We start from the raw sequence: 21,746 nt of genomic DNA, 5'->3' as shown, positions 1-21,746 counted from the left end.
ACGGGAATCTGCTCATCCGGCGCAAAGGAATCCCCCTCATGACCTCGCAGCCGACCCCCACGAAGGCCGCACAGGCCCCTGGAGGCCCCGGAGAACCCGGTGGCGGCCTCCAGGCCGGGCTCAAGAACCGTCATCTGTCGATGATCGCCATCGGTGGCGTCATCGGCGCCGGGCTCTTCGTGGGCTCCAGCTCCGGCATCGCCACGGCGGGCCCCGGCATCCTGCTCTCGTACGCCCTCGTCGGCACGCTCGTGGTGCTGGTGATGCGGATGCTCGGTGAGATGTCCGCCGCCAATCCGACCTCGGGTTCGTTCTCCGCGCACGCCGACCGCGCGCTCGGCCGCTGGGCGGGCTTCTCCATCGGCTGGCTGTACTGGTTCTTCTGGGTGGTGGTGCTGGCCGTTGAGGCCACCGCCGGAGCCAAGATCCTCGAAGGATGGATGCCCGGCGTACCGCAGTGGGGTTGGGCGCTCATCGTGATGGTGGTGCTCACGGCCACCAACCTGGTCTCGGTCGGCTCGTACGGCGAGTTCGAGTTCTGGTTCGCCGGGATCAAGGTCGTGGCGATCGGCGCGTTCATCGTGGTCGGCGCTCTCGCGATCTTCGGGGTGCTGCCGGGTGTGGACGCCCCGAAGGCAGGCATGGGCAATCTGACCGAGCACGGCGGCTTCCTGCCGCACGGGCCCGGCGCGATCCTCACCGGTGTACTGCTGGTCGTCTTCTCCTTCATGGGCAGTGAGATCGCGACCCTCGCCGCCGGTGAGTCCGAGAACCCGCAGCGGGCCGTCACCAAGTCGACGAACAGCATCATCTGGCGTATCGCCGTCTTCTACCTGGGCTCGATCCTCGTCGTCATCGCCCTGCTCCCGTGGAACGACCCGTCGATCAAGGCCAAGGGCTCGTACGTCGCCGCCCTCGACTCCCTCGGCATCGCGCACGCCGGTCAGATCATGAACGTCATCGTGCTGACGTCCGTGCTGTCCTGCCTCAACTCCGGCCTCTACACCGCCTCCCGGATGGCCTTCTCGCTCGGTCAGCGCGGAGACGCGCCGAAGGCGTTCGCCCGGACCACACGGCGCGGTGTGCCGATGACCGCCATCGTCGTCTCGGTCGTGTTCGGCTTCGTGGCCGTCTTCTTCAACTACAAGTTCCCCGACTCGGTCTTCCTCTTCCTGGTCAACTCCTCCGGCGCGGTCGCCCTGTTCGTGTGGCTCGTCATCTGCTTCTCGCAGCTGCGGATGCGGAAGATCATCCAGCGCGAGGCACCGGAGAAGCTCGTCGTGCGGATGTGGCTGTACCCGTACCTGACCTGGGCGACCGCCGCGATGATCGTCTTCGTGCTCGGCTACATGCTGACCGACACCGAACACGACGGCCGGGAGACCGTGCTGCTGTCGCTGCTCGTCGCGGCGATCGTGCTGGTCATCGCGGTCGTCCGGCAGAAGGTCGGCGCGGGAGCCCGGCCGTCCGCGCCGCCGTCCGCGAGCGGCTCCCGCGATGAGACCCAGGCCAAGGTCGGCGCCTGACCCGCCACCGAAGCCTGAGCGAAGAGGGGCCCGCGGCACATCGCCGCGGGCCCCTCTCCGTTCCCCTTCTTCCGTTCTTCCGCCGGGCGGCCCACGGTGGCGGCCGTCTCCTGCCGGGTCCTTCCGGCCGCCCCCGGCGGCGGCCGGCTCACAGCACGGTGAAGCTGTTCTTGACCTGGTTGTAGACCGTGAGGGCCCGGTCCTCGATGTCCTGGTGGTACCAGGTGTTGATCTGGTACGACTTCCCGTCGGCGTCGAAGCCGAGCAGCCGCGCGTGCCAGCTCACCCCCTTGAGCGTGAAGGTGTACTCCCAGACGACCGCGGTCCGGCCCCGGAACGTCGTCTCCTCCAGCCGGATCTTCCGGTAGTCCTGCCCCTGGCGGGCGTTCTGCTCGGAGGTCGTCCAGGTGTCCATCAGATTCCCCTTGGCGAGGGAGGACTTGGCGGCCAGTTCCTGGGCCCCGTCGGGCGCCGTGTAGTGCACCTCGGAGCCGGTCTGCAGATCGCGCCGCCAGCCCTTGGGCGTCACCCACGCGTATCCGCCGGCCTCCCGGTGCGCTCCCGGGGGCAGGCTGGGCGGGCGTGAGGTGCCCTCGACGGTGGGAGCCGGGGACGAGGGGGCGCCGGTGGTGGAGGCCGTCGACACGGACGGGCCCGTGGAGGCCCCGGTGCCGGCGCCGTGCGATCCGCCGGCCATGGCCACGACGGCCCAGGTGACGGCTCCCGCCGCGACCACCCCGGCGGCGGCGAATCCGATCCGACGCCTGTCGCGGCCCTGGCTCCAGCCCTCTTCGGAGCCGGACGGCACGGCTGGGTCCGGGAGTTCACGCCGTGGCCGCACTACGGGCGCGGGTGCCGTGGGCAGTTGGGAGGGCGTACGCACCCCGGCCTCCGCGCGCGGCTCGGACGGGGTCTGTGAACTGGGCTCCGTGCGCGGCTCGGAGGGGACTTCGGTGGAGGCGTTCGCCGTCGCGCGCGGGTCGGGGCCCCCGGTGACGGCTTCGGGTCCGGAGACCACGGGGTGTTCTGGGGAACGCGCCCGAGGATCCTTCCGGAAGTCGGGCGCGCTCTTCAGGGTCGGAGTCGGCCGTATCGGAACGGCATCGTGCACGGAGGGGTGATCCGACTCGTTCCCGTCTTGGGATTGGGATTGGGATTGGGATTGAGTTTGGGCTTCGGGTTCGGCCTCGGGTTGAAGTTCGGGTTCGGATTCGGGTTCGGGTTCACGTCCGGGTCGGGGTCCGGGTCCGGGTTCTGCTCGGGTCGCGGGCCCCCGCGCCGGCCCCCGCAGATCGCTCGTGTCGCTGTGGCGTTCGTCCGGAGTCGGAGCGACTTCGGGAAGGTCCGCCGGGGGGTGCCGCGCCGCGCTCACGGACTGGGCGTCCAGCAGAGCGGGCGTGGCCGCCTCGGCCGGGTCACGCCCCGCGGTCGGCCCGGTCTGCTCGTGGTCCGGGGTCGGATCGGACGCCGGGGCCGGATCGGACGCTCGCCCGACCACCGGCCCGACCACCGACTCGGGGTCCGGCTCGGGATTCGGCTCGCGATCCGGATCCGGACTGGGTATCGGCAAGCGCTCCGACTCGGGGAGGGGGTGGGGTGCGGGGCGGTTCTCGGGAGCGGGCTCGTGCGCGGTCCCGAACTCGAACGCGGAGGCGAAGTCGTACTCGGGCCCCCCTGTCGGCGGCCCGGCGGGACTCGGTGTGCCCGTCCTCCGCGGACGGACGACTCCCTCAAGTCCCGCCTCAAGTTCCTCCAGACCGGGCCGTACGGTCGGGTCCTTCTCCAGGAGGGTGGCCAGGATTTCCCTCAACTCGCCCGCACCAGAGGGGAGTTCGGGTTCCTCGTAGAGAACCGCGTGCAAGGTCGCGAGGGTGGTCGAGCGCGAGAACGGGGAACGGCCTCCGAGGGCCGCGCAGAGCGTGGCGCCGAGGGACCACACGTCGGAGGGCGGGCCCTGGGGGCGGCCGGAGATCCGCTCGGGCGCCATGTAGTCGGGGGAACCGACCAGCATGCCGACCATGGTGAGCGCCTCGGCGTCCTGAAGCGCCGCGATGCCGAAGTCGGTGAGGACGACACGGTGCCGTCCCGCGCGCTCGACCAGTACGTTGCCCGGCTTGATGTCGCGGTGCAGCACTCCCTGGACGTGCACCTGGCGCAGTGCCCCGACCAGTTCGAGGCCGACGCGAGCCGCCTCGCGCACGTCCAGCGGGCCGTCCTCGACCACGATCCGTTCGAGCGAGCGGCCTGCGACGAGTTCCATGACGATCCACAGCCGCTCGCCCGCGTCCACGACGTCGTAGATGCGGACGACGTTGGGATGGTCGATCCGGGCCGTCGCCCTCGCCTCGCGCAGGGTGCGTTCCCGGCGCGTGCGGGTGTCCTCGGGATCGAGTCCGTCTATGCGCATTTCCTTGACCGCGACCTGCCGGTCGAGCATTTCGTCGGCGGCTCGCCACACCCGCCCCATTCCTCCCTGACCAATACTCTCGACCAGCCGATAACGTCCGGTCACCAATAATCCCGGAACACCACCCTGTACGTTCGCCGACAATCTCTGCACCCCCTCAACATCAGCCACAATCGCCCGTCACAGCAGAAACACAATGGTCACACTTCAGGCCGTACCAGCATAGTGCGGAGAAATCTTGTGGTACCTCTTCAAGTACTGCGAATTCAGGCGCAGCAAAGGGGGGCGAACATGAGTTCTCGTCGGACGACGACCATTACGGGATCGCTGCTCACGGCCTGCTTCTCGACCGTGATGATCCTTTCCCACACTGCCGTCGCGGACGACCAGGGACCGGGGAGCGGCAAGGGCGGAAAGGCGATGGACAAGCCGCCGGCGGGCGTGAGGGTGACCACGCTGCTGCCGGAGAAGATCTCGGTCGACAACAGTACTCAGAAGACGGCGATTACCGCCACGGTAAAGAACGAAGGGGCCAAGGAAAGCGGCGACATCAGGCTGTTGGTGGTCGGCTTCGACGGCCTGAAGGTCAAGAACGTCAAAGGCTGCACCGCCATGGCCGAAAAAGATCTCCCCAAGGGGTCGAACAGCGGTTTCATCTGTTCCACCGGAAATCTCGGGGTGGGGAAATCGAAATCGTATTCCGTCGACGCGACGTTCGATCTGAGCAAGACCGGAAAGATCTGTCTTCCGGTCCAGACGAGCGACGGGAAGAAGACGTACTGGCAGCAGGGCCCGGTTCCGTTCGGCACGACGAACCCGTCGCCGAACGCCCCCGCGACCCCGCTGCTGCTGGGCACCGACAACAAGCCGGTGGCACCGGGCGGCGACCGACTGCCGAAGACGGGGGCCGGAAGCGAGGTCCTGCCGCTCGGCATGGCGGGTGCGGCACTGATGTCGGCCGGAGCGGCGGGACTGTGGTGGGTGGGCCGCAGGCCCAGGCAGGAGAACTGACCGCCGGGCACGGCACAGGATGAAACGCGCAAGAGGCTCGCCGGTCGAGGTCGGAACACGACCCGGCGAGCCTCTTGCACGGAACGACGACGTCACGGACACGGGCGTCGTACGACCGGCGACCTCGTCACGTCACCGACGTGGGCGTCACCTGACGGCAGACGCCATCACGTCACCGGCGTGGATGTCACTTCTTGTCGACGAGCTTCCAGGCCGTGGGCAGGACGCCCATCGCCAGGGCGGCCTTGAGGACATCCCCGATCAGGAACGGGGTGAGGCCCGCCGCGACGGCCGCGCTCGCCGACATGCCGGTGGCCAGGGCCAGGTAGGGAACGCCGATCGCGTAGATGATCGCCTCGCCGAGCAGCATCGTGCCCGCCATGCGCAGCACGGAGCGGTCGGCGCCGCGGCGGGCCAGGGCACCCACGACGGTGGACGCGAGCAGCATGCCGAGGATGTAGCCGAAGGACGGTGCCGCGGCGCCGGAGCCGCCGTCCGCGAACCACGGGACGCCGACCATGCCGACCAGCGCGTACACCGCGAGCGACAGGAAGCCGCGGCGCGCGCCGAGCGCCGTGCCGACGAGCAGCGCGGCGAAGGTCTGGCCGGTCACCGGCACCGGGGAACCCGGGACGGGCAGCGAGATCTGGGCGGCGAGGCCGGTGAGCGCGGCACCGCCGAGCACGAGGGCGACGTCACGGACGCGGGAGGCCGGAAGGAGGTCGGCGAGGACCTCGCCGGGTCGGGAGGGCGTGGCGACAGCGGTGCTCATGAGGACTCCGGCGAACGGGATTACCCCCTTGGCTCACGGGGAGCTCGGGGGAGGACAGGTCGGGACACGGTGACGCTATCCCAGGGGCACACGGGTGATCACCGTCAGTGCTCGACAAAGCGCGGATCCGGAGATTGGTGGGCTCCTCACAAAGAGTGGCCGGTACACCTGTGCGGAGGTGATGCTGGTCACTGAGGTGAAGTCGTTTCCGCTACGGGACGGTTCGGGGCCGGGACTGTGGAAACTCACCAAAGAGGCTTTCGCGGCGCCGACCTCCGCCGACCCTCGCCGGGGCTTGCGTCCCGCGGGGCCCGCCGGGCTCTCCCGCCGCCGGACCGCCGCCCGTCATCCCCTCCGGGGGCTCCGCCTCGGTCCCGCCTCCGTCTCCACCTCAATCTCAGCCTCAACCTCCGGACCCGGGCCCGGACCCGAAGTACGCCTCTCACGTCCGCCGGGCGTTCCGACTGCGGACCCGCGGTGCGCGTCGCGCGCTCGTCAGGGACGCCGACCAGGCCGATCCGGCGTGATCCGGTGCGAGCCGGAGCGGGAACGTGCCCGGACTGTCCGGCCCTTGGGCGTACCTGGCAGGCCTCCCGGCCAACCCCTACCCTTCACCCCATGGTTCCCCAGGCCCTGAACTTCGCGTCGCGTCGCTATGTCGACCTGCGACGCCAGGGCACTGCCACCTGTCGCCGCCCGTCCTGAGGCGGGGCGGAGCGGATCCGGCTCGCCGCGACGAGACCACAGCGGACCACACCAGTCGCACGTCGCACCCGTTGTGACGTGGCGTACGTGACGGCGCAGTGCCGGACCAGCTCCCGAGGAAGAACTCCATGGCCAGTACCGTGGCACCCCCTTCGACGTCCCCGCCCTCCCCCGTTCTCGACCGGCGCCGGGCCAGCGCCAGCGTGATCCTGCGGTCCGTGCTGGAGCACGGGCCGGTCGCCCGCAGCACCATCTCCCGGCTGACCGGACTCTCCCCGGCGTCGGTGACCGACTACTGCGCCCGGTTCACCGAACGGGGTCTGATCCGGGAGGCCGCCGCGCCCCGCCGGTCGGGCGGGGTCGGGCGGCCGCATCTCCCGGTCGACCTGGACCGCTCCCGGTTCGTGGTCGGCGGAGTGCATGTGGCCGTGCCGTACACGACCGTCGCGCTACTGGACCTGCGCGGGCGGATCGTCGCCGAGCGCCGTCTGCGGCACGACCGCACCGAGCCGGGCCTCGTCCTCGCGAACGCAGCGGACGGGATCACCGCCCTCCTCGCGGGCGTCCCGGGCCGTACCGCCCTGGGCATCGGGGTGGCGGCCGGCGGCTGGGTCGACCCGGACTCCGGCACGATCGTGGAGCACACGCTGCTGGGCTGGCGCGACGTCGCCGTCCGGGAGGCCATCGGGGCGCGCACGGGACTGCCGGTCCATGTGGACGGCCACGCACGGGCGTTGGTCAACGGGGAGCGGCTGTTCGGGCGGGCCCGGGGCAGCCGGAGCGTGTTGCATCTCTTTGTCGGCAATGTGGTGGATGCCGCCTTCGCCACCCACGACCAGGTGCACTACGGGCCTCGTTCGCAGGCCGGTGCGATCGCCCATCTGCCCCTGACGGGAGGGTCGGAGCTGTGCGACTGCGGGCGGACGGGGTGCCTCCAGGCCGAACTGAGCGAACGGACACTGTGCCGACGGGCCCGGGAGCTGGGTGTCATCGACGGCTCGAACCCGATGCACGTAATCTCCGCGGCGGCCGCCGGCGACCCGTCGGCCGTACGGCTGCTGACGGAGCGGTCCCGGATGGTCGGGCGCGCGGCGGGGCTGCTGCTCGACGTGCTCAACCCGGAGACGGTCGTCGTCACCGAGATCGGTGCCCTACACCGGGAGGACTGCCTCCGTGCGCTGCGCGAGGCGGTGGGCCCGGAGCGGGCGTCCGCGGTCGCCCCGACCAGCTTCCCGGATTCGGTGCTGGCCGTGGCGGGCGGGTCGGTCGTGCTCGACGTCCTGTACCGCGATCCGCTGGGTTCCCCGGGCTCCCGCCTGGGCTCCTAGGGCTCACACCTGGGTTCCTCGGGCTCCCCACCGGGAGCGAATTAATTCAGAAAGTCGGAATGTTGACAGGGCTCGTTCCCGGACAGGAGCATCGTGTGCATGAGCAGCGCGCGGGTGCAGGTTCCGCTCACCAAGTGCCGTGTGGTCGACCTGATGCGGGTCGCACGCACACGTTGTTGCTGACACGTTGTCGCTGATCCACTGATCCGCTGACACGCCGATCCATTGACAGGCTGATCCGCTGAAGCGCTGAGGCTCACTCGGCAGCCTTCGCCGTGAAAGCCCCTCGGCTGCCGTTGCGCCATCACGCGCTCACGTCACGCCGTCACGCCGTCACGAGGAAGATCGATCGGCCTTCGTGGCCACGAAGGCCGGTCCGCCGACGCCACCGCGCGGACCGTTCACCTGTCGTCGCCCCTGGTCGGCTCGTCCTCTCAGGCACGCCACCGGCGTGTGTCCTTTCGGCGCGCCCGTCCCTTCCGGCTTCGCCCTGCCCGGAACACCGTGCGCCGATCCGCCACTTGGAATCCCCGGAGTCCTTCCATGCCACCACTGTCCCCGCCTTCCCCCTTGTCCTCCTCGTCTCCCTCCAGGTCCGGTGTCGACCGGCGTGTGTTCCTGTCCTCCCTGCTGGGCGTCGCCGCCGCGGCCGGGCTGAGCGGCTGCGCCGGTGCCGATGCGGCCGACGCCCGGTCCCGGGGGGACATATCGGCGCCCCTGTCCGGCAAGGTGCCGCGGGGAACCAAGCTCTCGATCGCCTCGTACCAAGGCGTCCAGGAACTCCAGTTGAAGCTGGCGGGACTGGCCGGACTGCCGTTCGCCGTCTCCGACTGGGTGAACATCGGTGCCGGTCCCGATGTCATCAACGCCTTCCGCGCCAAGTCCCTGGACGTCGGGAACAACGCGGGCATCCCGCCGATCCAGGCGCACTTCCAGGGCTTCGACGCGAAGATCGTCGCGATCAACATCACCCGCAAGCCCAACTATCTGTTCGCCACCAAGCCCGGCAGCGACATCCGGGACGTGCGGGGCTTCAAGGGCAGGAAGCTGGCCTTCTCGCAGGGCCAGGCGCAGGGTGTCGTCCTGCTGCGCGCCCTGAAGCAGGCCGGTATCGCCTACGACGACGTGAATCTCGTACCGCTGACCAGCAACCAGTTCCTCACCGCGCTCCAGGCGGGCCAGGTGGACATCGCCCCGCTCGCCAACAGCCAGGCGCCGGCCTACCTCAAGCAGTACGGGCCCAAGGGCGCCCACACCATCGACACCGACGTGGTGGACCTGCTCAACCTGCTCTGGGCGCCGACCTCGGTGCTGGCCGACCGCGCGAAGGCGGCCGCGGTCGCCGCGTACATCCCGCGCTGGGCGAAGGGCCAGGTGTGGGCGTACGAACACCCCGACGCCTGGAACGAGGAGTTCTACGTCAAGACACAGAACCTGACGCTCGCACAGGCGCAGTCGATCACCGAGCTCGCCAACAAGCCGTTGTTCCCGCCGAGTTGGGATGAGGCCATCAAGTGGGAGCAGGAGACCGCCGATCTGCTGGCGGCGGGCGGCTTCGTGAAGGGGTTCAAGGTCGACTCGCTCTTCGACCGACGCTTCGAGGCCATCGCGGCCAAGTCCGTACCCGCGGAATACCAGAGGTGACGGCCATGACGACCAGGACCACGACCGCGGCCAGGACCACAACCGGGGCCACGCACGCCTCCACTCCTTCGACCACGATCACGGACGACACCGCCTCCGCCTCCGTCTCCGCTTCGACCTCCGCCTCGCCCGCCGGCAGCGATATCGACGCCGGAACCGGAACCGAGCAGGCACCGGTCCCCGCCCCGGCCGCACCGGTCGAGACAGGAGCGGTCGAGACCGGGACCGACAGTCGTCGGTCCCGTCGGTCTCCTCGTTCCCGGCGCCGCGGCCTCGCGCCCGGCAAGCGGCTGCCCGCCTCCCGGCTGATCGGTCCGGCGCTGTTCCTCGCCCTGTGGGCCGTCGCGTCCGCCGCCGGACAACTGGACCCCGGCGCGATTCCCGCGCCCTGGACGGTGCTGAAAACCACCGGTCGTCTGTGGACCGACGGCACCCTGCCCACCGACGTGCTGACGTCCCTGGAGCGCGCGGGATACGGATTCGCGTTCGGCCTGACCGCCGGCGTCGTCCTCGCCCTCGCGTCCGGGCTCAGCCGGGTCGGGGAGGCGCTGATCGACGGGACAGTGCAGCTCAACCGGGCCATCCCGACCCTCGGTCTGATCCCGCTCTTCATCCTCTGGCTCGGCATCGGCGAGACCTTCAAGATCGCGATCATCGCCATCGTCGTCTACATCCCGATCTACCTGAATCTGCACTCCGCCCTGTCCGGCATCGACCACCGGTACGTGGAACTCGCCGAGGTCCAGGGGCTGTCGAGGCTCCGTTTCGTACGGGAGATCGTGATCCCCGGCGCGCTGCCCGGCTTCTTCGTCGGACTGCGGCTCGGCGTGACCGGCTCCTGGCTCTCCCTGGTCGTCCTGGAGCAGATCAACGCCACCAGCGGCCTCGGCTACATGATGTTCCAGGCCCAGAACTACGGCCGGACCGACATCATCCTCGTCGGCCTGCTGATCTACGGCATCTTCGGGCTCGTCTCCGACAGCGCGGTTCGTCTCATCGAACGAAAGGTGCTGTCGTGGCGACGCACACTCAGCAACTGACCCGCCGGCAACCGAACCTCTCTCACACAGTCCAACTGCGCGGTCTCAGCAGATCGTTCGAGGGTCGCACGGTTCTCGACGCAATCGACCTCGACCTCCCGGCGGGCCAGTTCACCGCCCTGCTCGGACACAGCGGCTCCGGCAAGAGCACACTGCTGCGCGCCATCGCCGGCCTGGATCACGGCGTCGCCGGGAGCGGACGGCTCACCGCCCCGGACAGGGTGTCCGTCGTCTTCCAGGACTCCCGGCTGCTGCCCTGGCGCCGCCTCCTCGACAACGTCCTGCTCGGCACGGACGGCCGGGAGGCGGCGGAGAAGGGCCGCTCCGCCCTGGCCGAAGTGGGACTCGCGGGACGCGAACGGGCCTGGCCCAACGAGCTGTCCGGCGGGGAGGCACAACGCGCCGCCCTGGCGCGTTCGCTCGTACGGGAACCCGAACTGCTGCTCGCCGACGAACCGTTCGGGGCGCTGGACGCGCTCACCCGGATCCGGATGCACGTGCTGCTGCGCGAACTGTGGGAGCGCCACCGGCCGTCGGTGCTGCTCGTCACGCACGACGTCGACGAGGCGATCGTGCTGGCCGACCGGGTGCTGGTGCTCGACCGCGGACGTATCGGCCTCGACCTGGCCATCGACCGCCCGCACCCCCGCTCGTACCGCGATCCGCTGCTGGGCGAGTACCGCGAACGGCTGCTGAGCGCCCTCGGGGTGACCGAGGACGTGACAGGAGCACCGGAAGGCTCGGAACGCGGAGGAACGACGACGCACCCCGCCGCGGAACCGGACGGAACGACGGTACGGCCGGCCACGGAACCGGACGGAACGACGGTACGGCCCGCCGCGGAACCGGAGGGAACGGCGGTACGGCCGGCCGCGGAACCGGAGGGAGCCACGGCACAGCTCGCCGCAGGAGCGGACGGAACGGTGGCCGGCGTCGCCTTGCACGACCTGTCCGCGCATCAGAAGGAGAAGCACCAGTGACCAGCCCGCGCCGACTCCATCTCAACGCCTTCCTGATGAACACCGGCCACCACGAGGCCTCCTGGCGGCTTCCGGAGAGCGACCCGTACGCCCATGTCGAGACGGCCCACTACGTACGTCTCGCCCGGATCGCCGAACGCGGCACCTTCGACTCGCTCTTCCTCGCCGACGGCCCGGTCCTGTTCAACAGCGTGGGCCAGCGCCCGTCCGGTGCCCTCGAACCCATCACCCTGCTCACCGCGCTGGCCACCGCCACCGAACACATCGGCCTGATCGCCACCGCCTCCACCTCCTACAACTCCCCCTACAACCTGGCCCGCAGATTCGCCTCCCTCGACCACATCAGCGGCGGCCGCGCGGGCTGGAACATCGTCACCACCGCGGGCGCCGAGGCCGCCCGCAACTTCGGTCTCGACGACGAGCCCGCACACGCCACCCGGTACCAACGCGCCGCCGAATTCCTGGACGTGGCGCTCAAGCTCTGGGACAGCTGGGAGGACGACCTGATCGTCGCCGACAAGGCGGCGGGCGTCTGGGGCGACCCGGGCAAGATCCATCCCGCGCGCCACAAGGGGACGTACTTCAGCGTCGACGGCGCCCTCAACGTGCCCCGCACACCGCAGGGTTACCCGCTCCTCGTGCAGGCGGGCTCGTCGGAGGACGGCAAGCGGTTCGCGGCCCGGTACGCGGAAGCGGTGTTCACCGCCCAGCAGACCCTGGCGGACGCCCAGGACTTCTACGCCGACCTCAAGTCCCGTACCGCACGGGCCGGCCGGGACCCGGACCACATCAAGGTCCTGCCCGGCATCGTCCCGGTCATCGGCTCGACCGAGGCGGCGGCGCGCGCCCACGAACGTGTCCTGGAGGACCACATCGTCTACGAGCACGGGCTGAACCGCCTGGAGCATCTGCTGCGCCTGGAGCCGGGCACCCTCGGCCTCGACGCACAGCTGCCCGCCGATCTGCCGTCGGAGAGCGCGATCGAGGGGGCCAAGAGCCGCTACACCCTCGTCGTGGAGCTCGCCCGGCGCGAGCGGCTCACCGTGCGCGAGCTGATCGGCCGACTCGGCGGCGGGCGGGGCCATCTGACCTTCACCGGCACTCCCGAGCAGGTCGCCGACGCGATCGAGGAGTGGTTCCGGCGGGGCGCCGCCGACGGCTTCAACATCATGCCCGCCGTGCTGCCGTCCGGCCTCGACCTCTTCGTGGACCACGTGGTGCCGATCCTGCGCGACCGGGATCTGCTCCGCCGGGAGTACGGGCCCCGGCAGACGCTGCGGGAACGCTACGGCCTCCCGCGCCCGGCCAACCAGTACGCGATCCCGCCCACGACCACCGCACCCACCCCCACAACGGCACCCGCACCCGCACCCGCACCCGCACCCGCCTGAACCGCGCACACCCCCTTCCCCGTTCCCATCCCTCCTCCATTCCTGCTCCTGCTCCTGCTCCTGTCCGATCCGCCGTTCCGAAAGGACCCGCACCCATGGCAGACATCGAGATCCAGAAGGTCACCGCGCACATCGGTGCCCGTGTCGCCGGCGTCGACACCTCCAAGCCCTTGGACGACGTCACCGCCGCCGCCCTGCGTACCGCCCTCAACCAGCACAAGGCGCTGGTCTTCGACGACGTCGACCTGGACGACGAGGGCCAGCAGGCCTTCGCCCGCCACTTCGGCGACCTCACCACCGCGCACCCCACCGTGCCCGCCGTGGACGGCGCCCCGAACGTGCTGCCCGTCGACAGCGAGCGGGGCCGCGCCAACCACTGGCACACCGACGTGACCTTCGTGCTCAACCCTCCGCAGGCCAGCACCCTGCGCAGCATCACCGTCCCGCCGTACGGCGGTGAGACGCTCATCGCCAACTCCGCGGCCGCCTACCGCGATCTGCCCGAACCGCTCCGCGCGCTCGCCGACACCCTGTGGGCAGAGCACACCAACGACTACGACTACGCGGTACCGGACGAGAACCTCGACGAGGAACAGGCCGCGCAGCGGGCCCAGTTCACGTCCATCAAGTTCCGCACCGCCCACCCGGTCGTCCGGGTCCACCCGCTGACCGGTGAACGCGGGCTGTTCATCGGCGGGTTCGCCCAGCGGATAGCCGGGCTGTCGGTGGGCGAGTCCCGCAAGATCCTCGACCTGCTCCAGTCGTATGTCACCCGGCCCGAGAACATCCTGCGCTGGCGCTGGTCCTCGAACCAGCTGGTCCTGTTCGACAACCGGATCACCCAGCACTACGCGATCGACAACTACGACGGTCAGCCGCGCCGCCTGCACCGTGTGACGGTCGCCGGTGACGTGCCGGTCGGCATCGAGGGCAAGGAGAGCTACTCGATCGCGGGTGACGCGTCGCACTACACATCGGTGGCCGCATGACGCCGATCCCGGCGGCGGTCGGCCATGTCCGGCGGCAGGCTCACGCCCGCGCCTGACCGGTGTGCCGCCTCCCCGAAGGGGCCCTCGCGTGACGCCGTTCGTCATGCGAGGGCCCCCTCGTGCTTCCGGGCGGCAGGCGGAGAAGGGGAGGGCGCCCGCGCGGACGTGCCGCACGAGGGTCCTCCCGTCACAAAGCGCACGGCACATTGAGCGAGAGCAGAGCGGCCGCCCCGTCCTCCACCCGGAGTGCGGTGATCGCCGCGCTGCCGAGGCTCGGCAGGACCCGGCGGTACTCGCCCAGCGGGATGGACAGGGCGGTGCACAGCACGAGGCGCAGCAGGGTGTTGTGGGCGACGACCAGCACGCGTTCGCCGGGATGGGCCGCGGCGATGCGGCGCAGGGCGCGCGTGCCACGGGCCGCCGCGGTGCGCGGATCCTCCGCCTCGGGGAATGGGTAGGACACCGGATCGGCCTGGAACGCCTTGGCCCGGACCGGGTTCTCGAGCTCGAACTCGGCGAGCGTACGGCCCTCCACCACCCCGAAGTCGCATTCGCGCAGCCCGGGTTCGCGCTGCGCGGTGAGTCCGAGGGCGCGGCACGCGGGCTCGGCGGTGGCGACGGCACGGGACATGGTCGAGGTCCAGATCGCGTCGACCGGGTGCGCGGCTGCCCAGCGGCCGAGGGCGTCCGCCTGGGCGCGGCCCTCGTCGGTGAGGGGGACGTCACTCACTCCGGCGTAGCGGTTCTCCGCATGCCAGACGGTCTGCCCGTGCCGGGCCAGGAGGAGGGTCGTACTGCGGCTCGTAGTACTCATGAGGCCGCAGTATCCAGGTCGAGGCGGGCCCGCGGGTGCGCCTCGAGGAGACCGGGGAGCCGGCCGCCCCACCCCCGGCCCCGCGAGCGCATACGCTCGCGGGGCCGGCGTTCGGCACCCGGATGCCCCTCGCCGGATCCCGTCCGTTCTCACACGGCCCGTTTCTCGCACGGACCGTTCTCATACGGAGGTATCGCCGTGGATGTGCGCTGCCCGAACTGCGGAGGCCCCCTGCAGACGTTCCGCAAGCTCAACAGGGACGAGGAGGAGGCCGTACGGCGGATCAAGCAGGTGGACGACCCGGCCGCCTACCATCGCTGCACCCGTCAGGGCTGCCGCCGCTTCCAGCGCTGGAGCAACTGGCGCGACGGCGACAACTTTCCCGAGCCCAAGACCACGTGACTACAGGTTGCTGAAGTCCGGTCCCGCCGTGCGCGTGCGCTTGATCTCGTAGAAGCCCGGCACCGAGGCGACCATGAGCGTGCCGTCCCAGAGCTTGGCGGCGTCCTCGCCCTTGGGCGTGGGGGTGACGACCGGGCCGAAGAAGGCGAGCTGCTCGCCGTCGGCGCCGGGGACGGCGATGACCGGGGTGCCGACGTCCTGGCCGACCTTTTCGATGCCCTCCTTGTGGGAGGCGCGCAGCTCGGCGTCGAACTCGAAGTCGTCCTGGTCGGCGTAGTCGATCAGGTCGGCGGGCAGCCCGACCTCTTCGAGGGCGCCGGCTATCGCCTCCTTGGTCGGACCCATGCCGTCGTTGTGGAAGCGGGTGCCGAGCGCGGTGTACAGCGGGCCGAGGACGTCGTCGCCGTGCTTCTGCCAGGCGGCGGTGACCACCCGGACGGACTGCCACGCCGTCGTCGCGAGCATCTCGCGGTAGTGGTCGGGAAGCTCGTCCAGCTTGGGCTCGTTCAGTACGGCGAGGCTCATGATGTGCCAGCGGACCTCGATGTCGCGGACCTTCTCCACTTCCAGCACCCACCGCGAGGTCATCCAGGCCCAGGGGCACAGCGGATCGAACCAGAAGTCGACGGGGGTCTTGCCGGAACTGGTCTGAGCGGTCTGCTCGGGCATGGCTCTCCTCGGAACGCGGTCTTTTCCGTCACCAACACCGGCACGCGCCCGCACCATTCCCGGGTGTACGTGAGACTCCCGCGCGTCGGCGCGATTCCCCGGTGTCTCCGCCGTGACAGTGCCCGCCGTCAGGAGCACATGGCAGGATCGGTCCTGTTCACACATGTCCATGACGTCATGAGGGAGTGCAGCCGTGCCCGGTGAGAATCTGTCCCGCGACGAAGCCCAGGAGCGGGCGGCACTGCTGTCCGTCGACAGCTACGACGTCTCCCTCGACCTGCGCTCGGCCGTCGGGGACACGGAGCCCGGCGAGCCGGCCGGTGAGCCCCGCACCTTCCGCTCGGTCACCACGCTCCGCTTCCGCTGCGCCGAGCCGGGCGCGACGAGCTTCGCGGACCTGATCGCACCACGTGTGACGGCCGTCTCACTCAACGGCAGGGACCTCGACCCGGGTGAGGTCTTCGACGGCTCCCGGATCCGGCTGGAGGACCTCGCCGCCGAGAACGAACTCGTCGTGGACGCCCAGTGCGCCTACTCCCGCACCGGCGAGGGCATGCACCGCTTCGTCGACCCCGAGGACGGCGAGGTGTATCTGTACACGCAGTACGAGCCCGCCGACGCGCGGCGCGTCTTCGCGAACTTCGAGCAGCCCGACCTCAAGGCGCCGTTCCGCTTCGAGGTGCGGGCCCCGGAGGGCTGGACCGTCTGGAGCAACGGCGCCGGTGAACTCACCGACGGCCTGTGGAAGTTCGCCGAGACGAAGCCGATCTCGACCTACATCACGGCGGTCGTGGCGGGCCCGTACCACTATGTGACGGACTCCTACTCCCGCACCTTCGACGACGGTACGAAGCTGGAGATCCCCCTCGGCGCGATGTGCCGCAAGGGCCTGGCCCCCCACTTCGACGCCGACGACGTGTTCCTGGTGACCAAGCAGGGCCTGGACTTCTTCCACGACCACTTCGACTACCCGTACCCCTTCGGGAAGTACGACCAGGCGTTCGTGCCCGAGTACAACCTCGGCGCGATGGAGAACCCGGGTCTCGTCACCTTCCGCGAGGAGTACATCTTCCGCGGCAAGGTGACGCAGACGTCGTACGAGGCGCGGGCCAACGTCATCCTGCACGAGATGGCGCACATGTGGTTCGGCGACCTCGTAACCATGGTGTGGTGGGACGACCTGTGGCTGAAGGAGTCCTTCGCCGACTTCATGGGCACGTTCGCGAACGTCGGCGCGACCCGCTTCACCGACGCCTGGATCACCTTCGCCAACCGCCGCAAGGCCTGGGCCTACCGCGCGGACCAGCTGCCGTCCACCCACCCGATCACGGCCGACATCCGTGATCTGCAGGACGCCAAGCTGAACTTCGACGGCATCACCTACGCCAAGGGCGCCTCCGTCCTGAAGCAGCTGGTGGCGTACGTCGGACAGGACGCCTTCCTGGAGGGCGCCCGCCGCTACTTCAAGCTGAACGCGTACGGCAACACCCGCCTCGGCGATCTGCTGTCGGCCCTGGAGGAGACGAGCGGACGGGACATGGCCGCCTGGTCCCGGTCCTGGCTCCAGACCGCGGGCGTCAACTCCCTCACCCCGCAGGTGATCCTGAGCTCCGACGGGCGCGTCACCGAGCTGGCCGTCGTCCAGGAGGCCGCCGAGTCCCATCCTGAACTGCGCCCGCACCGCGTGGCCGTGGGCCTCTACCGGCGCCAGTCGCTGCGCGAGGGCGGGGACGGCTCGCTCGTCCGCTACGCGCGCGCCGAGGTGGATGTGGACGGGCCGCGCACGGTCGTCGCCGACCTGGTCGGCGCGGAGGCCCCCGAGCTCGTCCTCGTCAACGACGACGACCTCACGTACTGCAAGATCCGCTTCGACGAGGGCTCGCTGGCCACGCTGCGGGACGCACTCGGCGAGATGACCGACCCGCTCGCCCGAGCGCTGTGCTGGTCCGCGCTGTGGAACCTCACGCGCGACGCTCTCATGCCGGCCCGGGACTTCATCGCTCTGGTGCTGCGTTTCGCGGGCCGCGAGTCCGACATCGGCGTGCTCCAGATGCTGCACGCCTGGGCGAAGTCCGCGCTCGTCAACTACGTGGCGCCCGACTGGCGCGCACAGGGCGGACAGTTGCTCGCCGAGGGCGCGCTGAAGGAGCTGCGGCTCGCCGAACCGGGCGGCCAGCACCAGCTCGCCTGGGCCCGCTTCTTCGCCGACGTCGCGTCGAGCGAGGCCGATCTCCAGCTGCTCCAGGGCCTGTTGGAGGGGACGGCCAAGATCGACGGACTGGAGGTCGACCAGGAGCTGCGCTGGGCGTTCCTGGAGCCGCTGGCCGCGCGGGGCGCCGCCGACGAGTCCGTCCTCTCCGCCGAACTCGCCCGCGACGACACGGCGTCCGGCAAGCGGCACCAGGTCCGCTGTCTCGCAGCCCGCCCCTCGGCGGCGGTCAAGGCCCAGGCCTGGGCGGCCGTCGTGGAGTCCGACGCGCTCTCCAACGCCCTCGTCGAGGCGACCATCTCCGGCTTCACCCAGCCGTCCCGGCGGGACCTGCTCGCGCCGTACGCCGCCAAGTACTTCGCCGCGATCGAACGCGTCTGGGCGGAGCGGTCCATCCAGATCGGCATGGACGTGGTCAGGGGGCTGTTCCCCTCGCTCCTGGACCACCCGGAGACCCTGGAGGCGACGGACGCCTGGCTCGCGGCGCACGAGGACGCGCCGCCCGCGCTGCGCCGACTGGTGCTGGAGTCCCGGGACGATCTGGCACGGGCGCTGCGGGGTCAGGCCTGCGACATCGCCGCGGCGGGCTGACAGCCGCCCCACGCCAACCACACCCGACAGGGCACCGGCGCCACCGCGTCCGGTGCCCTGTCCGGTGAACTGATCACCTGCGCGCACTGGTTACGAAATGCAGGTATTCAGAGCCGTAACCCCTATTAATCCCCCGCCGGACCAGCGCCTTTCGGTAGTCGAACCTCCGTACCTCAGGGCGCGCTTGTCCCGATTTGCCGACGGGCGCGTAACAGCGGTTAGAGAGCGGCACCCGGGCGGGAATCCCGGGTTCATGAACCCCAGCACCCCGCTCTCCCCCCACCCCTTCCGCCACTCGTCCCCCGTGCGGCACCGGGTCGTGACCACCGCCCAGCTGCGCGGCCGCGGCGTGACCACCGCGGACGCCAACGAGCGGTGCCGGCCCGGCGGGCCCTGGCAACGGATCCTTCCCGGCGTCTTCCTCCTGCGTCCCGGCCCGCCCACCCCCGAGGAACGACTGCACGCGGCGCTGCTCTACGCCGCCCGCACCCCCGCCGCCCGCGCGGCGGCCCACATCCCCGCCCAGCCGGTCTCCGACGAACCTCGCACCACCCGGCCCCCCGCGGACGCGCTGGTCACCGGCCTGGCGGCGCTGGCCCTGCACGGCTTCACCTCCGGACCGCCGCTGGACTCCCTCGACACGATCGACGTACTGGTCCCCCGGCTCCGCCGGCTGCGCTCGACCGGCTGCGTCCGCATCGTGCGCACGACCGCGCTGCCCTCCCCCTCGTTCGTGGCCGGGGTCCCGGTCGCCCCTGTCCCCCGCGCGCTGGCCGACGCGGTGGCGGAGCTGACCGACGCGGAGGCCGTGCGCGGGCTGCTGACGGAGGCGGTGCGCCGCGGCCACTGCGAACCGCGCTCGGTCGTGGAGGAGTTGACGGCGGCCCGGCTGCTCGACCGCCCGCACGTGGTGGGCGCCGTGGACTCGCTGGTGGCGGAGGGCAGGGCGATCGCGGAGAACCGTCTGTACCGGATGGTCTTCGAACACGGGCTGCCGGACCCGGTCTGGAACGTCGACCTGCGGCTGCCCGGCGGCCCGCACCTGGGCGGTCTGGACGCGTACTGGCCCGAGCACGCGGTGGCGGTCGAACTGGAGACCCGTACCCCGTGCCAGGACGCGGACGCCGTGCGGTCCGAGTACGCCCGCAAGCGCGAGTACCTGGAGCGGCTGGGCATCACCGTCGTCCACATCACCCCGCGGCGGCTCCGGGACGCGATGGAGCAGCAGGCCACGGTCGTGCGCACGGCGCTGATGGCCTCGAACGACCGCGATCCGGCCGCGTATGTCGTTGTACTGCCCCGGTAGTGACGGACCGGGCGGCGCCCGGAGGGGAGGGAGGGGCCCACGAGATGTTCTCGAGGGCCCCTTCCCGCGTTCCGGTGGCGTTGTCAGTGCCCCGATCTAGTGTGGGCGAGCAGAGGATCCATGGCCGGACGCGGCTGCCGTGACGAGCGGCCGTGAGACAGACGAGAGACAGGAGACCCTGATGACGACCCTGCCCGATCGCCCGAACACGGCGCTGCTGGTGATCGACATGCAGCACGGCGCGGTGGACGGCGCCCACGACCTCGCCCGTGTGATCGCGAACATCGACACGCTCGTCGCCAGGGCCCGCGCCGAGGCGGTGCCGGTGATCTGGGTGCAGCACTCCGACGACCACATGAAGCGGGGCAGCGAGTCCTGGCAGTACGTGCCGGAGCTGGTCCGCCAGGACGCGGAGCCCGTCGTCCACAAGAACTACGGCGACTCCTTCGAGGCCACCGACCTGGAGGACCTGCTCGCCGAGCGCGCCGTCGGCCATGTTCTGGTCACCGGCGCCCAGACCGACGCCTGCGTCCGCTCCACCCTCCACGGCGCGTTCACCCGCGGGTACGACGTCACCCTGGTCGGCGACGCCCACACCACGGAGGACCTCACCGCGTACGGCGCCCCCACCCCGGCCGAGGTCGTCGCCCACACCAACCTGTACTGGAAGTGGCAGAGCGCGCCCGGCCGGCGCGGGGACACCGTCGAGACGGCGAAGGTGAGCTTCGCGACGAGAGCCGCGGACTAGAAGCGGCCGGCCGTGGACGGCGGGAGCGGGGCCGGGGCCGGATCGAGGGGGCCGGCTACTTCCCGCAGAACTCCGCCTCGACCACCGCCTCGCTGTCCCCCGTCCAGTCGCCGTTGAAGTTGAAGGCGAGGGAGTGGCGGCCGTCCGCCGTGGTGACGGCCACGGAGGACGAGCCGTGGATGCCGCCGTCGTGGCCCCAGACCTGGACGCCGCAACTCAGCTTCTGCTCCAGGAGGCCGAGGCCGTAGCGCATGTCCGGGACGCCGTCGATCCCGACCGTCGTCCGCATCTCCGTGAGCTGCTTGCGCGGGAGGAGCCTGCCCCGCAGGAGGGCCGTGTAGAAGCGGTTCAGGTCGGCGCTGTCGGAGATCATCTCCCCCGCGGAGGACGCCATGGAGGGGTTCAGCGTGGTGACGTCGTACGTCGGTCCCGTCGTGGTCGTGGCCAGCTTGGAGTACGCCCTGCCGCTGGGCCGCGGAACCGTCACCCTGGTGCCGGGGACCGAAGTGGCGTGCAGGCCGAGGGGTTTGACGATCCGGTCGCGGATCTGCGAGGCGTAGGAGTGGCCGGTGACCTTCTCGATCACCATGCCGGCCAGGACGTAGTTCGTGTTCGAGTAGTTCCAGGACGTGCCCGGTGCGAAGTCCGGCTTGTGGGACAGGGCGACGGCGAGGATCTGCTCGGGGGTCACCGTGTCGTAACGGTGCCGGAGGAATCCGTCCTTGAGGAAGTGGGTGCCGATGAAGTCGTCGTCGGTCGTGTAGTTGAAGATCCCGCTGGTGTGGTTGAGGAGCTGGCGGACGGTGATCCTGGTGCCGTCGTTGCCGTTGCCCCGCACGACGCCGGGCAGCCAGGTGTCCACCGTGTCGTCCAGTGACAGCCTTCCCTCCGACTCCAGTTGGAGCAGGACGGTGGAGATGAAGGTCTTGGTGATGCTGCCGACGCGGTAGTGGTCGGCCGTGGAGCGCGGTGCGCCGGTCCGCAGGTCGCCCACGCCCGCCGTGGCGGACCATGCGCCGTGCCGGTCCACGGCCGTCGCCGTCGCACCCGGCACACCGCCCTGCACGGCCGCCTCCATGGCCTGCCGGGTCGGTGAGTGGTCGCCCCTCGCGGGCGCCGCCGCCGCGGGTCCCGCCAACGTCACCGCGACCGCCACGGCGGTCGCCCCCACCAGTCCCGTACGTACCCTCATGTCTTCCCCATCTCACTGACGG

16 protein-coding genes and 1 pseudogene are annotated in these 21,746 nt (G+C 70.5%); 12 read left to right on the top strand and 5 right to left on the bottom strand.

Features of this window, described 5'->3' with window-relative positions; all coding sequences use genetic code 11:
- Nucleotides 1–38: 38 nt before the first annotated feature.
- Complete coding sequence (locus ACZ4N5_RS15885) at nucleotides 39–1,526, top strand: amino acid permease (RefSeq protein WP_467757665.1); 1,488 nt, start codon at nucleotides 39–41, stop codon at nucleotides 1,524–1,526.
- Between the two features lie 148 nt (nucleotides 1,527–1,674).
- Here the strand turns inward: ACZ4N5_RS15885 and ACZ4N5_RS15880 are convergent, their stop codons facing one another.
- Nucleotides 1,675–3,993: a serine/threonine-protein kinase gene (locus tag ACZ4N5_RS15880; RefSeq protein WP_467757664.1), complete on the bottom strand. Its 2,319-nt coding sequence runs from the start codon at nucleotides 3,991–3,993 to the stop codon at nucleotides 1,675–1,677.
- 231 nt (nucleotides 3,994–4,224) lie between these two features.
- On the opposite strand from ACZ4N5_RS15880, the gene ACZ4N5_RS15875 reads away from it, so the two are divergent.
- On the top strand, nucleotides 4,225–4,944 hold the full coding sequence (locus ACZ4N5_RS15875; protein ID WP_467757709.1) for an LPXTG cell wall anchor domain-containing protein: 720 nt from the start codon (nucleotides 4,225–4,227) through the stop codon (nucleotides 4,942–4,944).
- A 187-nt stretch (nucleotides 4,945–5,131) separates the two neighbouring features.
- Here the strand turns inward: ACZ4N5_RS15875 and ACZ4N5_RS15870 are convergent, their stop codons facing one another.
- The gene (locus ACZ4N5_RS15870) at nucleotides 5,132–5,716 is read right to left on the bottom strand and encodes a biotin transporter BioY (RefSeq protein ID WP_355852020.1); all 585 of its coding nucleotides are present in this window, start codon (nucleotides 5,714–5,716) and stop codon (nucleotides 5,132–5,134) included.
- Between the two features lie 833 nt (nucleotides 5,717–6,549).
- Between ACZ4N5_RS15870 and ACZ4N5_RS15865 the strand changes: the two genes are divergently transcribed.
- The 6 genes and pseudogenes from ACZ4N5_RS15865 to ACZ4N5_RS15840 all read left to right on the top strand — a co-directional run bounded on the left by ACZ4N5_RS15865 (nucleotide 6,550) and on the right by ACZ4N5_RS15840 (nucleotide 13,793).
- Nucleotides 6,550–7,749 (top strand): ROK family protein, encoded by a 1,200-nt coding sequence (locus tag ACZ4N5_RS15865; protein WP_467757663.1) that lies wholly within the window; start codon nucleotides 6,550–6,552, stop codon nucleotides 7,747–7,749.
- A gap of 543 nt (nucleotides 7,750–8,292) precedes the next feature.
- Complete coding sequence (locus ACZ4N5_RS15860; protein WP_467757662.1) at nucleotides 8,293–9,393, top strand: ABC transporter substrate-binding protein; 1,101 nt, start codon at nucleotides 8,293–8,295, stop codon at nucleotides 9,391–9,393.
- 5 nt (nucleotides 9,394–9,398) lie between these two features.
- Nucleotides 9,399–10,433 carry an ABC transporter permease gene (locus ACZ4N5_RS15855; protein WP_467757661.1) on the top strand — a complete coding sequence of 345 codons (1,035 nt, stop codon included), beginning with the start codon at nucleotides 9,399–9,401 and terminating at the stop codon, nucleotides 10,431–10,433.
- Nucleotides 10,409–11,152, top strand: a pseudogene (locus ACZ4N5_RS15850) (ABC transporter ATP-binding protein); the annotation flags it as partial. The gene ACZ4N5_RS15855 and the pseudogene ACZ4N5_RS15850, both read left to right, overlap by 25 nt.
- 257 nt (nucleotides 11,153–11,409) lie before the next feature.
- Nucleotides 11,410–12,804, top strand: a complete 1,395-nt coding sequence (locus ACZ4N5_RS15845) for an LLM class flavin-dependent oxidoreductase (RefSeq protein WP_467757660.1) — start codon at nucleotides 11,410–11,412, stop codon at nucleotides 12,802–12,804.
- 95 nt (nucleotides 12,805–12,899) lie between these two features.
- Complete coding sequence (locus tag ACZ4N5_RS15840; protein ID WP_467757659.1) at nucleotides 12,900–13,793, top strand: TauD/TfdA dioxygenase family protein; 894 nt, start codon at nucleotides 12,900–12,902, stop codon at nucleotides 13,791–13,793.
- A gap of 187 nt (nucleotides 13,794–13,980) precedes the next feature.
- Here the strand turns inward: ACZ4N5_RS15840 and ACZ4N5_RS15835 are convergent, their stop codons facing one another.
- Nucleotides 13,981–14,607: a histidine phosphatase family protein gene (locus ACZ4N5_RS15835; RefSeq protein WP_467757658.1), complete on the bottom strand. Its 627-nt coding sequence runs from the start codon at nucleotides 14,605–14,607 to the stop codon at nucleotides 13,981–13,983.
- A gap of 198 nt (nucleotides 14,608–14,805) precedes the next feature.
- Here ACZ4N5_RS15835 and ACZ4N5_RS15830 point away from each other — a divergent pair, with 198 nt between their 5' ends.
- Complete coding sequence (locus ACZ4N5_RS15830) at nucleotides 14,806–15,009, top strand: hypothetical protein (protein WP_467757657.1); 204 nt, start codon at nucleotides 14,806–14,808, stop codon at nucleotides 15,007–15,009.
- Here the strand turns inward: ACZ4N5_RS15830 and ACZ4N5_RS15825 are convergent, their stop codons facing one another.
- Nucleotides 15,010–15,678, bottom strand: a complete 669-nt coding sequence (locus ACZ4N5_RS15825) for a mycothiol-dependent nitroreductase Rv2466c family protein (RefSeq protein ID WP_467757656.1) — start codon at nucleotides 15,676–15,678, stop codon at nucleotides 15,010–15,012.
- 193 nt (nucleotides 15,679–15,871) lie between these two features.
- Here ACZ4N5_RS15825 and pepN point away from each other — a divergent pair, with 193 nt between their 5' ends.
- From pepN to ACZ4N5_RS15810, 3 genes are all read left to right on the top strand, one after another.
- On the top strand, nucleotides 15,872–18,478 hold the full coding sequence (gene pepN / locus ACZ4N5_RS15820; RefSeq protein ID WP_467757655.1) for an aminopeptidase N: 2,607 nt from the start codon (nucleotides 15,872–15,874) through the stop codon (nucleotides 18,476–18,478).
- A 253-nt stretch (nucleotides 18,479–18,731) separates the two neighbouring features.
- Nucleotides 18,732–19,784 carry a hypothetical protein gene (locus ACZ4N5_RS15815; protein WP_467757654.1) on the top strand — a complete coding sequence of 351 codons (1,053 nt, stop codon included), beginning with the start codon at nucleotides 18,732–18,734 and terminating at the stop codon, nucleotides 19,782–19,784.
- Nucleotides 19,785–19,965: 181 nt separating this feature from the next.
- Entirely contained in the window at nucleotides 19,966–20,532 is a 567-nt protein-coding gene (locus ACZ4N5_RS15810) for an isochorismatase family protein (protein WP_467757653.1), read from the top strand.
- A 55-nt stretch (nucleotides 20,533–20,587) separates the two neighbouring features.
- On the opposite strand, the gene ACZ4N5_RS15805 is transcribed toward ACZ4N5_RS15810, so the two are convergent.
- A complete protein-coding gene (locus ACZ4N5_RS15805; RefSeq protein ID WP_467757652.1) occupies nucleotides 20,588–21,724 on the bottom strand; it encodes a serine hydrolase domain-containing protein in 1,137 nt (378 codons plus the stop codon).
- Between the last annotated feature and the right edge of the window lie 22 nt (nucleotides 21,725–21,746).

The sequence above is a fragment of the Streptomyces sp. NPDC026500 genome (assembly GCF_055567635.1).
This window is presented reverse-complemented; position numbering and strand designations above follow the sequence as displayed.

Coding starts and splice junctions, on each gene's coding strand:
- ACZ4N5_RS15885 (WP_467757665.1), top strand. CDS start 39: ATGACCTCGCAGCCGACCCCCACGAAGGCCGCACAGGCCCCTGGAGGC.
- ACZ4N5_RS15880 (WP_467757664.1), bottom strand. CDS start 3,993: ATGGGGCGGGTGTGGCGAGCCGCCGACGAAATGCTCGACCGGCAGGTC.
- ACZ4N5_RS15875 (WP_467757709.1), top strand. CDS start 4,225: ATGAGTTCTCGTCGGACGACGACCATTACGGGATCGCTGCTCACGGCC.
- ACZ4N5_RS15870 (WP_355852020.1), bottom strand. CDS start 5,716: ATGAGCACCGCTGTCGCCACGCCCTCCCGACCCGGCGAGGTCCTCGCC.
- ACZ4N5_RS15865 (WP_467757663.1), top strand. CDS start 6,550: ATGGCCAGTACCGTGGCACCCCCTTCGACGTCCCCGCCCTCCCCCGTT.
- ACZ4N5_RS15860 (WP_467757662.1), top strand. CDS start 8,293: ATGCCACCACTGTCCCCGCCTTCCCCCTTGTCCTCCTCGTCTCCCTCC.
- ACZ4N5_RS15855 (WP_467757661.1), top strand. CDS start 9,399: ATGACGACCAGGACCACGACCGCGGCCAGGACCACAACCGGGGCCACG.
- ACZ4N5_RS15840 (WP_467757659.1), top strand. CDS start 12,900: ATGGCAGACATCGAGATCCAGAAGGTCACCGCGCACATCGGTGCCCGT.
- ACZ4N5_RS15835 (WP_467757658.1), bottom strand. CDS start 14,607: ATGAGTACTACGAGCCGCAGTACGACCCTCCTCCTGGCCCGGCACGGG.
- ACZ4N5_RS15825 (WP_467757656.1), bottom strand. CDS start 15,678: ATGCCCGAGCAGACCGCTCAGACCAGTTCCGGCAAGACCCCCGTCGAC.
- ACZ4N5_RS15815 (WP_467757654.1), top strand. CDS start 18,732: ATGAACCCCAGCACCCCGCTCTCCCCCCACCCCTTCCGCCACTCGTCC.
- ACZ4N5_RS15810 (WP_467757653.1), top strand. CDS start 19,966: ATGACGACCCTGCCCGATCGCCCGAACACGGCGCTGCTGGTGATCGAC.
- ACZ4N5_RS15805 (WP_467757652.1), bottom strand. CDS start 21,724: ATGAGGGTACGTACGGGACTGGTGGGGGCGACCGCCGTGGCGGTCGCG.